Source organism: Cryobacterium sp. 10C3, from assembly GCF_034314285.1.
In the GTDB taxonomy this organism is placed as follows: Bacteria; Actinomycetota; Actinomycetes; order Actinomycetales; family Microbacteriaceae; genus Cryobacterium; species Cryobacterium glucosi.
Genome location: NZ_JAVIWF010000002.1, coordinates 382,472 through 396,670 on the forward strand (window position 1 = coordinate 382,472; position 14,199 = coordinate 396,670).

At 69.1% G+C, this 14,199-nt stretch carries 13 protein-coding genes; 11 read left to right on the forward strand and 2 right to left on the reverse strand.

Annotation, left to right across the window (positions count from 1 at the left end; translation table 11 throughout):
- Positions 1-6: 6 nt before the first annotated feature.
- The gene (locus tag RGU41_RS02330) at positions 7-480 is read right to left on the reverse strand and encodes a hypothetical protein (RefSeq protein ID WP_134559506.1); all 474 of its coding nucleotides are present in this window, start codon (positions 478-480) and stop codon (positions 7-9) included.
- Positions 477-1,883 carry a serine/threonine-protein kinase gene (locus RGU41_RS02335; protein WP_134445867.1) on the reverse strand — a complete coding sequence of 469 codons (1,407 nt, stop codon included), beginning with the start codon at positions 1,881-1,883 and terminating at the stop codon, positions 477-479. Before RGU41_RS02335 ends, RGU41_RS02330 begins: the two co-directional genes overlap by 4 nt.
- Positions 1,884-1,967: 84 nt before the next feature.
- Between RGU41_RS02335 and RGU41_RS02340 the strand changes: the two genes are divergently transcribed.
- From RGU41_RS02340 to rbfA, 11 genes are all read left to right on the forward strand, one after another.
- Positions 1,968-3,377, forward strand: coding sequence for an RIP metalloprotease (locus tag RGU41_RS02340; protein WP_322135421.1), 1,410 nt, complete (start codon positions 1,968-1,970; stop codon positions 3,375-3,377).
- Positions 3,378-3,528: 151 nt separating this feature from the next.
- Positions 3,529-4,431 (forward strand): histidine kinase dimerization/phosphoacceptor domain-containing protein, encoded by a 903-nt coding sequence (locus RGU41_RS02345; protein ID WP_322135422.1) that lies wholly within the window; start codon positions 3,529-3,531, stop codon positions 4,429-4,431.
- A complete protein-coding gene (locus RGU41_RS02350) occupies positions 4,386-4,799 on the forward strand; it encodes a sensor histidine kinase (protein ID WP_322135423.1) in 414 nt (137 codons plus the stop codon). Before RGU41_RS02345 ends, RGU41_RS02350 begins: the two co-directional genes overlap by 46 nt.
- Positions 4,796-5,455 carry a response regulator gene (locus tag RGU41_RS02355; RefSeq protein ID WP_134561517.1) on the forward strand — a complete coding sequence of 220 codons (660 nt, stop codon included), beginning with the start codon at positions 4,796-4,798 and terminating at the stop codon, positions 5,453-5,455. Before RGU41_RS02350 ends, RGU41_RS02355 begins: the two co-directional genes overlap by 4 nt.
- Positions 5,456-5,587: 132 nt before the next feature.
- Positions 5,588-5,956, forward strand: coding sequence for a hypothetical protein (locus tag RGU41_RS02360; protein WP_322135424.1), 369 nt, complete (start codon positions 5,588-5,590; stop codon positions 5,954-5,956).
- Between the two features lie 163 nt (positions 5,957-6,119).
- Positions 6,120-7,277, forward strand: coding sequence for a flavodoxin-dependent (E)-4-hydroxy-3-methylbut-2-enyl-diphosphate synthase (ispG, locus tag RGU41_RS02365; protein ID WP_174774622.1), 1,158 nt, complete (start codon positions 6,120-6,122; stop codon positions 7,275-7,277).
- Between the two features lie 127 nt (positions 7,278-7,404).
- Positions 7,405-9,168, forward strand: a complete 1,764-nt coding sequence (locus RGU41_RS02370; RefSeq protein WP_322135425.1) for a proline--tRNA ligase — start codon at positions 7,405-7,407, stop codon at positions 9,166-9,168.
- Between the two features lie 135 nt (positions 9,169-9,303).
- Complete coding sequence (nusA, locus tag RGU41_RS02375) at positions 9,304-10,314, forward strand: transcription termination factor NusA (RefSeq protein WP_134445864.1); 1,011 nt, start codon at positions 9,304-9,306, stop codon at positions 10,312-10,314.
- Between the two features lie 8 nt (positions 10,315-10,322).
- Positions 10,323-10,580: a YlxR family protein gene (locus tag RGU41_RS02380; protein ID WP_134445863.1), complete on the forward strand. Its 258-nt coding sequence runs from the start codon at positions 10,323-10,325 to the stop codon at positions 10,578-10,580.
- Between the two features lie 76 nt (positions 10,581-10,656).
- Positions 10,657-13,530 carry a translation initiation factor IF-2 gene (gene infB, locus RGU41_RS02385; RefSeq protein ID WP_322135426.1) on the forward strand — a complete coding sequence of 958 codons (2,874 nt, stop codon included), beginning with the start codon at positions 10,657-10,659 and terminating at the stop codon, positions 13,528-13,530.
- Between the two features lie 144 nt (positions 13,531-13,674).
- Positions 13,675-14,163, forward strand: coding sequence for a 30S ribosome-binding factor RbfA (gene rbfA / locus RGU41_RS02390; RefSeq protein WP_134445861.1), 489 nt, complete (start codon positions 13,675-13,677; stop codon positions 14,161-14,163).
- The last annotated feature ends 36 nt before the right edge of the window (positions 14,164-14,199 follow it).

A 14,199-nucleotide genomic window follows, 5' to 3' on the forward strand; every position in this document is an offset into this window, starting at 1 on the left:
CGAGGGTCACCCGTCGCAGTTGTCCTTTTTCGGATTGCACTTGTCCTTCTTACCGTTGCCCTTGTCGTTGCCGCTGTCAACGGAAGGAGCCGGGACCGGGACGGCGGACGGAGGAGCGGAACTGAGCCTGGCCGCCTCCTCGAGCGCGGCGAGGTCTGCGGTCACACTGTCGATCGCAGCCTGGATCTCTGTCGCGCGGGTCCCCGTGACCTGGCCGGTCGCGGCCGCCGTGAGCAGGTCGGCCTGCACGGCGTCGAGGGCGGCAGAGGCGCCCGGGTAGTCGCCTGCCGCAGCGGCCTCCGTCACCGAGAGCACGCCGGACTGCAACTGGGTCGCCGTCGACGGCTGAACGGGGGAGCTGTCGGAGGCGCACCCCGTGAGGGCGGCGGCCACGAGCAGTGCGCCGCCCACGAGCGCGGCGAGGCGGCCGCGGATGCCGTTGGCGCCGGTGCCGGTCCTGGTGCGCATGCCGATGCTCACGGTGCCACGCTTTCCTGGAGCTGTCGCAGGTGGTCGCCGAGGGTTCCGGCGACGTCGGGGTATGCCGTGGTGCTCGTGGACGGACCGGCCGGGGCATCCGCCTGCGCAGCGGGGCGCAGCGTGAAGCCGAGCACGACGATCGTGATCAGGGCGACCGCAGCGACGGCGAGCACGGCGAGACCGGTCCTGCCTGTGAGCACGCGAGGCCAGGCCGTCGACCGGGGTGGGCGAGCGGATGCGGCCGGCGCCCCGGCCGCCTGTCGTGGCTCCCCAGCACCGAAGGAAACCGTCTCGGCAGTGAACCCGGCACTGGCGAAGACGGTGGACTCGCCGGGAAGGACCCGGGTCGGGGTATCCGCCGGCGCGAAGGCGCGTGTCGCCGCATAGGCCGCCGTCGGGTCCAGCGCCTGCGTCGGGGCATCCGCCGCCGGGAGGACGCTCGCCGGGGTGTACGCCTCCGTCGTCGCGCCGGCATCGGGTGACACTGTCGCCTCCGTCGTTCCCGCGATGGTTTCCGCCGCCGCCTCGGACTGCGCCAGCAGTCGCAGCCGCACCGCGGCATCCGCCGGTCTGAGCCGCTCGTCCGGTTCGCGGCGGGTCATGCCGCCGAGCACGTCTGCCCAGGCCCGACCGAAGGTCGGGGAGATCTCCGGGTCGCGCTGCAACCGCGCCATCGCGGACTCGATCGCCGTTCCCGGGTATGCCCGCTCGCCGGTGAGGCATTCGAGCAGCACGAGACCGAGCGAGTAGACGTCGCTCGGCGCTCCGATCGTCGTGCCGAGCGCCTGTTCGGGGCTGAGATAGCCGGCCGTGCCGAGGAAGGTGCCGGTCGCCGTGAGGCGGGTCGCGTCGACGAGGCGGGCGATGCCGAAGTCGGCGAGCTTGGCGTGCGACGCGCGTCCGGGGAACCCGGAGGCGGCGAGCAGCACGTTCGCCGGCTTGATGTCGCGGTGGATGATCCCGCGTTCGTGCACGTAGTGCAGCGCTTCGGCGAGGTCTGCGCCGAGCGTTGCGACCTCCGAGCGCGGCATCGGGCCGGCGGCGATCCTCGTTCGGAGGTCGGTTCCGTCGACGAGCTCCATCACGATGAAGGTGCGCGCGGTCCCGTCGACGACCGCGGTGCCTGCGTCGAAGAGCGTGACGAGGGCGAAGTGGTTGAGGCTCGCCAGCACGGCGACTTCGCCGCTCTGCCGTTCCGAACCCGCGTCGTCCGTCGTGTCGAGCCGGAAGAGCTTGACCGCGACGGTGCGTCCGAGGGCGAGGTCGGTCGCCTCATAGACGACGGCCATCCCGCCGACGCCGATCAGGCGGTCGATCCGGAAGCGGTCAGCGAGGCTGACGCCGATGAGGCCGTCAACGGGGCGGGGACCGCCGGAGGAAAGCGAAGGCAGGGGAAACTCCATTCGGGTTCGGTACCCCCAAGCAAACCACACCCCGCATAGCGAACCGCCAGCGGCCTGTCAGCTTCGGGTGGGTAATCTACGACTGTGGAAACCGTGCTGCTGTACATATTGGGCGTCGTGATCGTCGTCGTCGGACTCGCCCTGTCCATCGGCCTGCACGAAATCGGCCACCTGCTGCCGGCGAAGGCGTTCGGCGTCAAGGTCACCCAGTACATGATCGGCTTCGGCCCCACGCTCTGGTCGCGCCGCAAGGGCGAGACGGAATACGGCGTGAAGGCCATGCCCCTCGGTGGCTATATCTCGATGATCGGCATGTTCCCGCCCGCGAAACCCGGGGAGAAGCCGCACCCGAACAGCACGGGCTTCTTCAACCAGCTTGTGCAGGAAGGCGCTCCTGCCCAGGACCCGACAGCCCAGGACCCGAGCGCGAAGAAGCCGGGGGCCCTGACGAGCCTTGTCGAAGATGCCCGGCAGTCGAGCGCCGACACGATCGGCGCCGGCGAGGAACACCGCGCCTTCTACCGCCTGGCGGTGTGGAAGCGCATCATCATCATGCTCGGCGGGCCCACCATGAACCTGCTGATCGCGGTCGTGCTCTTCGCGGTCCTCCTGATGGGCTTCGGCACCGCGCAGGCGAGCACAACGGTCGGCAGTGTGTCCGCGTGCGTGCTCCCCGCGACGAGCACCCAGACGACCTGTGCCGCGACCGACGAGAAGTCCCCGGGCGCGGCGGCGGGCCTGCAGCCCGGCGATCGCCTCGTGAGCATCGGTGGCACCGCGATCACGAGCTGGGACCAGTCGACCGGGATCATCCGCAGCTCGCCCGGCACCCCGCTCGCCGTCGTCGTCGACCGCGCCGGAACCGACGTGACTCTCACGATCACCCCCAAACTGACCGAACGGTACGTTCTCGACGCCGCGGGGAAGGTCACCACGGATGCCGACGGTAAGGCCATCACGCAGGAAGTCGGCTTCGTCGGCATCGGCCCGGCAGGCGAACTCGTCCAGCAGCCCGCCACGGCCGTGCTGCCCGCCGTCGGCGACAACGTCGGCGCCGTCGTGCACATGATCCTGAACCTCCCGCAGCGGATGGTCGACATCGTCAACGCCGCGTTCGGTCCCGGCGAGCGCGACCCGAACGGTCCGATCAGCGTCGTCGGGGTCGGCCGCGTCGCCGGCGAGATCGCGAGCATCAACACCATCCCCGTCGCGAGCAAGGCCGCGAGCCTGATCGGCCTGCTCGCCTCCCTCAACGTTGCCCTCTTCGTGTTCAACCTGATCCCGCTGATGCCGCTCGACGGAGGCCACGTCGCCGGCGCACTCTGGGAGGGCCTGCGCCGCCGGGTCGCGAAGCTCTTCAAGCGCAAGGATCCCGGCCCCGTCGACATGGCCAGGCTGATGCCGCTCACCTTCGCGGTCGTCATCCTGCTCGGCGGCATGAGCCTCCTGCTCATCTACGCCGACATCGTCAAGCCGATCAACCTCTTCGGCTGAGCCCGGCACCTTTCCGGTCGAGAGTGACCTTTCCGCGGGTCACTCCCGACCGGAACGGTCACACACAGGGGCCGCCCAGGGCCTGAACGCGCACGGGCACGTACTCCCGGGGGCGGATGCCGTGGGTCGTTCCGGCACGTAGCATCGGAATATGCCGCCACACTGGGATACCGACGCGCCGTGGTTCGCCCATGAGCGCTCTCTTCCCGGCGGCCCAGGCAGCCGGATGCCCCGCGCGGGCCGCGTGCTCTTCCCCGCGATCTTCTCGTTCCTGGTCCAGGTGCCCGCCACCGTGCTGCTCGCCCGCTACGGCCGCGACTTCGGCCATGCCGGCCACGACCTCGGTGGTGAGCTCGGCGCGCCCCGGCCCGGCTGGTTCCTCGCGGTCGCCCTCGCCCTGATCGGCCCGATCGCCCTCCTCGGCGCACGCCGTTTCCCTGGCCCTGTCGCAGCCGTGTGCGCTGCGGCGGCCGGCGCGCTCATCCTGCTCCGCCCGGACGTCGGCCTGCCCTACGTCGCCCTGGGTTTCGCGATCGTGCTCGGGATCGTGCGCGGCGCGCGGGTCTGGGTCTACGCATCCGTCGCCGTGGCCTGGACGGCGACGATCGCGCTCGCCGGGACGCTCGGAGTGCCGCTTCAGCCCGCCCGTGTCGCGCTCACGACCGTCGCCCTCGCCGTGCTCTGCGCGATCGGAGAGACGGTACGCACCCGGCGCGAGCAGATGCGCGAGCTGCGCCGCCGAGCGGATGCCCGCCGCCAGTCCGCGGAACAGCGCGAGCGGGTGCGCATCGCGCGCGAACTCCACGACGTGCTCGCACATTCGCTGTCCCTGATCAACGTGCAGGCCGGAGTCGGGCTGCACCTCATCGACAGCCAGCCCGCCAAGGCGGCAGAGGCCCTCGCGAACATCAAGCTCACGAGCAAGAACGCGCTCGACGAGGTGCGCACGGTGCTCGGCATCCTGCGCGCGGACGCCGAGGGGAGACCGGTGAGCGTGCCGGGGGAGCCGTGCCGCTCACCCCCGAGCCCGACCTGTCCCGGCTTCCCGCCCTGATCGACTCGTACAGCGCCCAGGGGCTGCACGTCGAGCTGGTCGGGCAACTGGCGCCCGTGACGGAGGCCACGACCGCCGCCACCCAGCTCGCGCTCTACCGGATCTGCCAGGAGGCACTCACCAACGTGCTGCGGCACTCGCAGACGCTCTCCGCGACCGTCCGGCTCGACCTCGACGACGGTGACGCCGTGCTCACCGTGACCGACGAGGGCTCGACAGAGCCGCTCGACCCGGCCATCGTTCCCGGCGGCGGCCTGCTCGGTATGCGCGAACGTGCGGAACTCCTCGGCGGGAGCCTGCGGGTCGAACGACCCTCGCCGGGCGGGTTCCTCGTCGAGGCGCGCCTGCCCCTGCGGAGGAGCCGGTGATCCGCGTCGTGATCGCAGACGACCAGCAGCTGATCCGGGCCGGCTTCCGTTCGCTGCTCGAGTCCGAACCGGATCTCGAGGTCGTCGCAGACGCCGCGACGGGGACGGAAGCCGTCGAGCAGGTCACCCGGCTCCGGCCAGACGTCGTGCTGATGGACATCCGGATGCCCGGCGGCGACGGCCTCTGGGCGACAGAGCAGATCGTCGGCAACCCCGAGCTCGGGGGAACGCACATCGTGATCGTGACGACCTTCGAGCTTGACGAGTACGTCGTCCAGGCGATCCGGGCGGGCGCGAGCGGCTTCCTCGTCAAGGACACCGAACCGACCGAACTGATCCGGGCCGTGCGCGTCGCGGCGGCGGGGGACGCGCTGCTTTCGCCCGGCGTGACCCGGCGACTGCTCACCCGGCTCGAGACCGGGCTGCGGCGCCCGAGCGATCCGGCGGCGCTGGCCGTGCTCACGGACCGGGAGCGCGAGGTGCTCGCGCTCGTCGGCCGGGGGCTCACGAACACCGAAATCGGCGTTCGGCTGTTCCTGAGCCCGCTCACCGCGAAGACGCACGTGTCGCGGATCATGTCGAAGCTCGCCGCGCGCGACCGTGTGCAACTCGTGATCCTTGCCTACGAGACGGGCCTCGTCAGCGACGGCTGGTGACCTGCACCCGGGGGAGTAGTCCAAGTGCCTCCTCCAGGCGGATGCCCCGGCGAGCGGGGCCGGAAAGAATCGGATCATCGGTTCTTCCCCACCGAGGCCCCGCAGGGGGTCCTCACACAGATTGGACTCACCATGCTTTCGACAGCGGTTCTCACCGGGTTCGCCACCCATATGGGCTACGGCCCCGGCTGGGGCGGCGGGCCGGTCTGGTTGTTCTTCCTGATCCCCTTCTTCGGCCTGCTCCTCGTGGTCGCCCTGTTCGCGATCCTCAGCAGGCGCTGGCGTCGTCACGGCGGACCCGGATTCTCCGGCCACCCCGGCTGGCAGGCGTGGCAGGCGGCCCAGGCCGGGCAGGCCGACGGCACCCGCAGCGCCGAGAAGACCCTCGCCGAGCGCTTCGCCCAGGGCGACATCGACGAGGTCGAGTATCGGGCCCGCCTCGAGGTGCTCCGCGCCAACCGCGCGGACCCCACTCCCGGCGCCCCACTCCCGCCCCAGTAGCGGCGCGACCGGTTCCCGGCTCCTCCGGGCGAGCGCGCCACTTGCGCCGCTTTGCTGCAGGCACGCCTGTCGCGTAGCGGCGGAGCCGGCGCGCAACGGCCGGCCCGGTGCGGAAATCGCCTGGGCCGGGCATCCGCCCAGTCAGGGCACCTAAGATATTCGCGTGGCTGCAATCAATTTGGGAATGCCCAAAGTACCTGAAATCCTCGCCCCCCGGCGCAAGAGCCGGCAGATCAAGGTCGGCAAGGTCCTCGTCGGCGGTGACGCCCGTGTGAGCGTCCAGTCGATGACGACGACCCCGACCACCAACATCAACGGCACCCTGCAGCAGATCGCCGAACTCACGGCGAGCGGATGCGATATCGTGCGTGTCGCCGTCCCGAGCCGTGACGACGCAGAGGCCCTGCCGATCATCGCGAAGAAGAGCCAGATCCCCGTGATCGCGGACATCCACTTCCAGCCGAGTTACGTGTTCGCGGCGATCGACGCGGGCTGCGCCGGCGTGCGGGTCAACCCGGGCAACATCCGCAAGTTCGACGACCAGGTCGGCAAGATCGCGGCGGCGGCCAAGGCCGCCGGCGTCTCGATCCGGATCGGCGTCAACGCCGGCTCCCTCGAGCCGAGCATCATGCAGAAGTACGGCAAGGCCACCCCTGAGGCGCTCGTCGAGAGCGCCGTCTGGGAGGCGAGCCTCTTCGAGGAACACGACTTCCACGACTTCAAGATCTCGGTCAAGCACAACGACCCCGTGATCATGGTCAAGGCGTACCGCCTCCTCGCCGAGCGCGGCGACTGGCCCCTGCACCTGGGTGTCACCGAGGCCGGCCCCTCCTTCCAGGGCACCATCAAGAGCGCGACGGCCTTCGGCATCCTGCTCGGCGAGGGCATCGGCGACACCATCCGCGTGTCGCTCAGCGCCCCTCCCGCCGAAGAGGTCAAGGTCGGCCTGCAGATCCTCCAGTCGCTCAACCTCCGCGAACGCAAGCTCGAGATCGTCTCCTGCCCGAGTTGCGGCCGCGCCCAGGTGGATGTCTACAAGCTCGCGAACGACGTCACCGACGGCCTCGAGGGCATGACCGTTCCTTTGCGCGTCGCCGTGATGGGCTGCGTCGTCAACGGACCGGGCGAGGCCCGCGACGCCGACCTCGGCGTCGCATCCGGCAACGGCAAGGGCCAGATCTTCGTGCGCGGCGAGGTCATCAAGACCGTGCCGGAGTCCGAGATCGTCGCGACCCTGATCGAGGAGGCCAACCGCCTCGCCGCAGAGATGCCGCCGTCCGAGGACTCCCTCGGCGCCCCCGTGGTCACCATCTCGCGGTAGCGCGACCCGCCGCAACCGCCGCATTCCCGCGGAAACTGTTGCCGTTGCGGACAACTGAGCCTGCTCTGCCGGCCACGGTTGTCCGCAACGGCAACAGTCGTGTCCGGCGCGCGCCGTAAAGTAGGGGGTGCCTACACGTCTGTCGTCTTATTTCCTCCGTACCCTTCGCGAAGACCCCTCGGATGCCGAGGTCACCAGTCACCGACTCCTCGTCCGGGCCGGTTACATCCGCCGCCAGGCCCCCGGCATCTTCGCCTGGCTCCCGATCGGCCTCCGCGTCAAGAACAAGATCGAGACCATCGTCCGCGAGGAGATGGCCGAGGCCGGCGCCTTCGAGGTGCACTTCCCCGCCCTGCTCCCGCGCGAACCCTACGAGGTCACCGGCCGCTGGGACGAGTACGGCGAGGGCCTCTTCCGCCTCCAGGACCGCAAGGGAAGCGACCTCCTGCTCGCGCCGACCCACGAGGAGGTCTTCACGCTGCTCGTCAAGGACCTCTACAACAGCTACAAGGACCTGCCCCTGTCGATCTACCAGATCCAGGACAAGTACCGCGACGAGGCCCGTCCCCGCGCCGGCCTCCTCCGCGGCCGCGAGTTCACGATGAAGGACGCGTACTCCTTCGACTACACCGACGCCGGCCTCGACCTGAGCTACCAGGCCCAGCGCGACGCCTACGAGCGCATCTTCACCCGTCTCGGCCTCGAGTACGTCATCGTCAAGGCGGATGCCGGCGCGATGGGCGGATCCCGGAGCGAAGAGTTCCTGCACCCCACCCCCATCGGCGAAGACACCTTCGTGCGTTCGGCCGGCGGGTACGCAGCCAACGTCGAGGCATTCACGACCCTGGTCCCTCCCGTCATCGACTGGACGGCGCTTCCGGCCGCCGAGGTGCACGACACCCCGGACACCCCGACCATCCAGACCCTCGTCGACAGCGCGAACGCGAACCACCCGCGCACCGACGGCAGGGAGTGGACCGCAGCGGACACCCTCAAGAACATCGTGCTCGCCCTGACCAACCTCGACGGCACCCGCGACCTCGTCATCGTCGGCGTTCCGGGTGACCGCGACGTCGACCTCAAGCGCGCCGAGGTCGCCTTCGCCCCCGCAGAGGTCGAAGCGGCGAACGCAGGCGACCTCGCCAAGCACCCGGGTCTCGTCACGGGCTACATCGGACCGTGGGCCCTGGCCGGTGCAGTGCTCGGCGAGAAATCGGCCACCGGCATCCGTTATCTCGTCGACCCCCGCGTCGTCGACGGCACCGCGTGGATCACCGGAGCGAACGAGAACGGCCGCCACGTCTTCGGCCTCGTCGCCGGGCGCGACTTCGCCGCCGACGGAACCGCGGAGGTCGCGAACGTTCGCGCCGGCGACCCGGCGCCCGACGGCTCCGGCCCTGTCGAGCTCGCCCGCGGCGTCGAGATCGGCCACGTCTTCCAGCTCGGCCGGAAGTACGCGGAAGCGCTCGGACTCAAGGTCCTCGACGAGAACGGAAAGCTCGTCACGGTCACGATGGGTTCGTACGGGATCGGGGTCACCCGCATCCTCGCCCTCCTCGCGGAGCTCAACAACGATCCGAAGGGCCTGATCTGGCCGGTGTCGGTCGCCCCGTTCGACGTGCACGTGATCGCAGCAGGGCGCGACGAGATCGTCTTCGAGACCGCCGCCGCGGTGGCCGCGACCCTCGAGGCGACCGGGCGGGACGTCATCTACGACGACCGCCGCAAGGTCTCGCCCGGCGTCAAGTTCGGCGACGCCGAACTGATCGGGGTTCCGCAGATCGTGATCGTCGGACGCGGAGCCGTCGACGGCATCGTCGAGCTGTGGGATCGCAGCACGGGAGAGCGCACCCAGTGCGCTGTGGACAACCTCGGGACGCACTTCGCCTGAGAACCGCCCAGAAAGTCCGTCTGGAACAGGCGCCCGTCCCCTTCGGGGTGACGGGCGCCTGTTCCGTCGGGTACCGTAGATACCAGCCCGCTGCGCAGTTTCGCGGCGGCAGAATCTGAATAGAGGAGGCCGGCCATGGACATCGACCTCAGCGTGTTGCGGCAGTTGGAGCGCGAGAAAGAGATTCCCTTCGAGGAACTCGTGCAGATCATCGAGCAGGCGATCTTGACGGCATACGTCAAGCACACCCACCAGGGTGAGACAACGAAGCAGGCCGTCGAAGAAGAGCCGGAAGCGCGTGTCGTCCTCGACCGCAAGTCCGGCCATGTCGACATTTTTGTACCAGAGCTCGACGACGACGGCAACGTCATCGGCGAAGCGATCAACAACCCGACCGACTTCGGCCGGATCGCGGCCTTCGCCGCGAAGCAGGTCATCAACCAGCGTCTCCGCGACCTGGCCGATGACGCGGTGCTCGGAGAATTCAAGGGACGCGAGGGCGAGATCGTCGCCGGCGTCATCCAGCAGGGCCCGAACCCGCGGATGATCCACGTCGACCTCGGCACGATCGAAGCGATCCTTCCGCCGGAAGAACAGGTCCCCGGCGAGACCTACGTGCACGGAGCCCGGATCCGGGTCTACGTCACGGCCGTCGGCAAGGGCCTCAAGGGGCCGCAGATCACCGTGTCGCGCACCCACCCGTCCCTCGTCCGGCGCCTGTTCGCCCTCGAGGTCCCCGAGATCGCGAGCGGTGTCGTCGAGATCGTCTCCCTCGCCCGCGAGGCCGGCCACCGCACCAAGATGGCCGTGCGCGCGACCGAGCCCGGCGTCAACGCCAAGGGCGCCTGCATCGGCGAACTTGGCCAGCGCGTCCGGGCCGTGACGGCTGAGCTCAACAACGAGAAGATCGACATCGTCGACTACTCGCCGGACCTCGCGACGTTCGTCGCGAGCGCCCTGTCGCCGGCTAAGGTGACGAGCGCCTACGTGATCGACCAGTCGATCAAGGCCGTTCGCGCCCTCGTTCCCGACTACCAGCTCTCGCTCGCGATCGGCAAGGAGGGCCAGAATGCCCGTCTGGCCGCCAAGCTGACGGGTGCCAAAATCGACATCCAGCCGGACAGCATCCTGGAGGACACGGAATAGGGGGTACGATGGAACCCGTTAGAACGTGCATTGGATGCCGTTCGCGCGCTCCGCGTGCCTCTTTACAGAGGTTCGTAGCCCGAGACTCGGAACTCGTGGTGGATCAAACCGCCACTCTGCCCGGTCGAGGCGCGTGGCTGCATCCCAGCATCGAATGCTTCCAAGACGCACTGCGGCGACGCGCTTTCGGGCGTGCCCTTCGCGTGACCAGTCCTCTGGACGCGAAACAACTAGAGAACAGGCTGAACTGGCTAATGGACAACTAATGAGCGGCTCGAAATGAGACCCGTCCGTTACTAACGGTCTGCCCCTTTCCGGGTGCAGACCCGGAATTGGAGAATTGTGGCTGCGAAACCACGCGTACATGAGATCGCTAGCGAGCTCAATGTCGACAGCAAGGTAGCCCTTGCGAAACTGAAAGAGATGGGCGAGTTCGTCAAGGGCCCGTCCAGCAGTGTTGAACCCCCGGTAGCCCGTCGTCTGCGCGCGGCTCTGCTGGCCGACGCCGCTTCCGGCGCCGGAACCACTGCCCCGTCAACCACCCCGGGTGCCGGCGCAACGCCGGGTGCCCCCACAGGCGTCAAGCCCGGCGCGCGGCCCTCACCGGCCCGCCTCGCGGTCAAGCCGGGTGCACGCCCGAGTGCGGCTCCTGCCGCGCCCGTCGAAGCCCCCGCAGCGGATGCCGCACCGCATCCCGTCGCGCCCCTCACCGTCGCAGAGCGCCAGACGGTCGCCGTCGAAAAGGCCGCAGCCGCTGAGAAGTCCGCGAGCATCGAGAAGGCTGCCGAACAGGCTGCCGCAGCAGACCCGACCGCCCCGAAGACGGCCACCCCGGCGGCCAAGTCCGACCGTGGTCCGTCCACGGGCGCCAAGCCCGGCGCGAGCGTTCCGCGCCCGCCGTCGGCACGTCCGGGCAACAACCCCTTCGCCAGCAACCAGGGCATGGGCAAGACCCCCACGCCGCGTCCGGGCAACAACCCGTTCGCGAGCGCACAGGGCATGGGCCAGCGCCCGCCGTCCTCGACGGCGCCGAGCAACATCCCCCGTCCCGCCGCACCCCGCCCCGGCGCACCGCGTCCGGGCGGACCCGGCCAGGCTCCGCGCCCGACCGGTTTCGGCCAGCGTCCCGGCGCGTTCCAGCGTCCGGGCGGCGCCGGAGCCGGCGGAGCACGTCCCGCCTTCCAGCGCCCCGGTGGCGCGCCCGCCGGTGCCCCCGGCTTCGGCCCGCCGCGTCCCGCCGGTGGCGGCGGCGCAGGTGGCCGCGGTCGCGGCCCCGGTGGCGGAACCGCTGGTGCGTTCGGTCGCGGAGGCGGCAAGAACAAGGCCCGCAAATCCAAGCGCACGAAGCGCGCCGAGTTCGAGCTGCGCGAGGCTCCGTCGCTGGGTGGCGTCAGCGTCCCCCGCGGCGACGGCGGAACCGTGGTGCGTCTGCGCCGCGGCGCCTCGATCACGGACTTCGCCGACAAGATCGACGCGAGCCCCGGAAACCTCGTCACCGTGCTGTTCCACCTCGGTGAAATGGCGACGGCGACGGAGTCCCTCGACGAGGCGACCTTCGATGTGCTCGGTGAAGAACTCGGTTACAAGATCCAGATGGTCTCGCCCGACGACGAAGATCGCGAACTGCTTCTCGGCTTCGACATCGACATCGACCAGGAACTGGCCGAAGAGACCGATGACGAGCTCAAGGCCCGTCCGCCGGTCGTCACCGTCATGGGTCACGTCGACCACGGAAAGACCGCGCTCCTCGATGCGATCCGTAACGCGAAGGTAGCCGCTGGCGAAGCCGGCGGAATCACCCAGCACATCGGCGCGTACCAGGTCATCACCGAGCACGAGGGCATCGACCGCGCCATCACCTTCATCGACACACCGGGCCACGAGGCGTTCACCGCCATGCGTGCCCGTGGTGCCCAGGTGACGGACATCGCGATCCTCGTGGTCGCGGCGGACGACGGCATCATGCCCCAGACCATTGAGGCCCTCAACCACGCCCAGGCGGCCAATGTGCCGATCGTGGTCGCGGTCAACAAGATCGACAAGCCAGGCGCCAACCCGCAGAAGGTGCGCCAGCAGCTCACCGAATTCGGGCTCGTCGCCGAAGAGTACGGCGGAGACGTCATGTTCGTCGACGTGTCTGCGAAGCAGAAGATCGGCATCCAGGAAATCCTGGAGGCCGTCCTCCTCACCGCGGACGCCGGACTCGACATGCGCGCCAACCCCGACAAGGACGCCCGTGGCGTCGCCATCGAGGCTCGTCTCGACAAGGGCCGCGGCGCGGTCGCAACCGTGCTCATCCAGTCGGGAACGCTGCACGTCGGCGACTCGATCGTCGCCGGAACGGCCTATGGCCGCGTTCGTGCGATGGCCGACGAAAACGGCGTTGCCGTGCTCGCCGCGACGCCGTCGCGCGCCGTGCAGGTCCAGGGCCTCTCGAGCGTTCCCCGGGCCGGTGACACCTTCCTCGTCATCCAGGAAGACCGCACCGCCCGTCAGATCGCCGAGAAGCGCGAAGCCGCCGAGCGCAACGCCCTGCTGGCCAAGGCCCGCAAGCGCATCAGCCTCGAAGACTTCACCCGTGCACTCGAAGAGGGCAAGGTCGAATCGCTCAACCTCATCATCAAGGGTGACGTTTCCGGTGCCGTCGAGGCCCTGGAAGAGTCGCTCCTCAAGATCGAGGTCGACGACTCCGTGCAGCTGCGCATCATCCACCGCGGTGTCGGTGCGGTCACGGAGAGCGACGTCAACCTCGCCACCGTCGACAACGCCATCATCATCGGCTTCAACGTGCGCCCGGACACCAAGGCCCGCGAGCGTGCAGCCCGCGAGGGTGTCGACGTGCGGTTCTACTCGGTCATCTACAACGCGCTCGAGGACATCGAGAACTCCCTCAAGGGAATGCTCAAGCCCGAGTTCGAAGAGGTGCAGAGTGGTGTCGCCGAGATCCGCGAGGTGTTCAGCTCGTCCAAGTTCGGAAACGTGGCCGGCGTCATCGTCCGCTCGGGTGTCATCACGAGGAACGCCAAGGCGCGGGTCATCCGCAACGGCGTCGTCGTGGGAGACAACCTCGGCATCGAGTCGCTGCGTCGTTTCAAGGACGACGTCACCGAGGTTCGTACGGACTTCGAGGCCGGTATCGGTCTCGGCAAGTTCAACGACATCCAGATCGGCGACGAGATCGAGACGATCGAACTGAAGGAAAAGCCGCGCGTCTAACCAGGCCGCGTCTGATCGACGGGTCTCCGGCTCCTCTCCGTGAGGGGCCTGAGGCCCGTTGGTCGCTCAGCACGACAGCTTCTCGATTCACCAGATTTTCCACGCATCGACGTAACGCAGTACCGAAGCAAGAGGAGTGAGACCATGGCAGATCCGGAACGCGCCAGAAAAATGGCCGACCGCATCAAGGTCATCGTGGCAAAGCGGCTCGAACGCGGCCTGCGTGACCCGAGGCTCGGCTTCGTGACCATCACGGACGTCAAGGTGACGGGTGACCTGCAACACGCATCCGTTTTCTACACCGTCTACGGCTCCCTCGAGGAGCGCACCGACAGCGCCGCGGCGCTCAAGGCGGCCACCGGGCTGCTGCGCAGCGAGGTCGGCAAGAACATCACCGCCCGGCTGACCCCGTCGCTCGAGTTCATCGCGGACGCGATCCCCGAGAACGCCGCCCTCATCGACGACCTTCTCCGCGAAGCGCGGGAGCGCGACAGCCAGGTCGGCGCGCTCGCACAGGGCGCCCAGTACGCCGGCGACGAAGACCCCTACGTCAAGCCGCGCGAGTTCGAGGGCGACGACGATGACGACGACGACGAGGACGAGACTCCCGCCGTCGGTCACCACGCCGAATAGCGGTTGCCTCCAGCGGACGCTGACGCAGCGCACCTA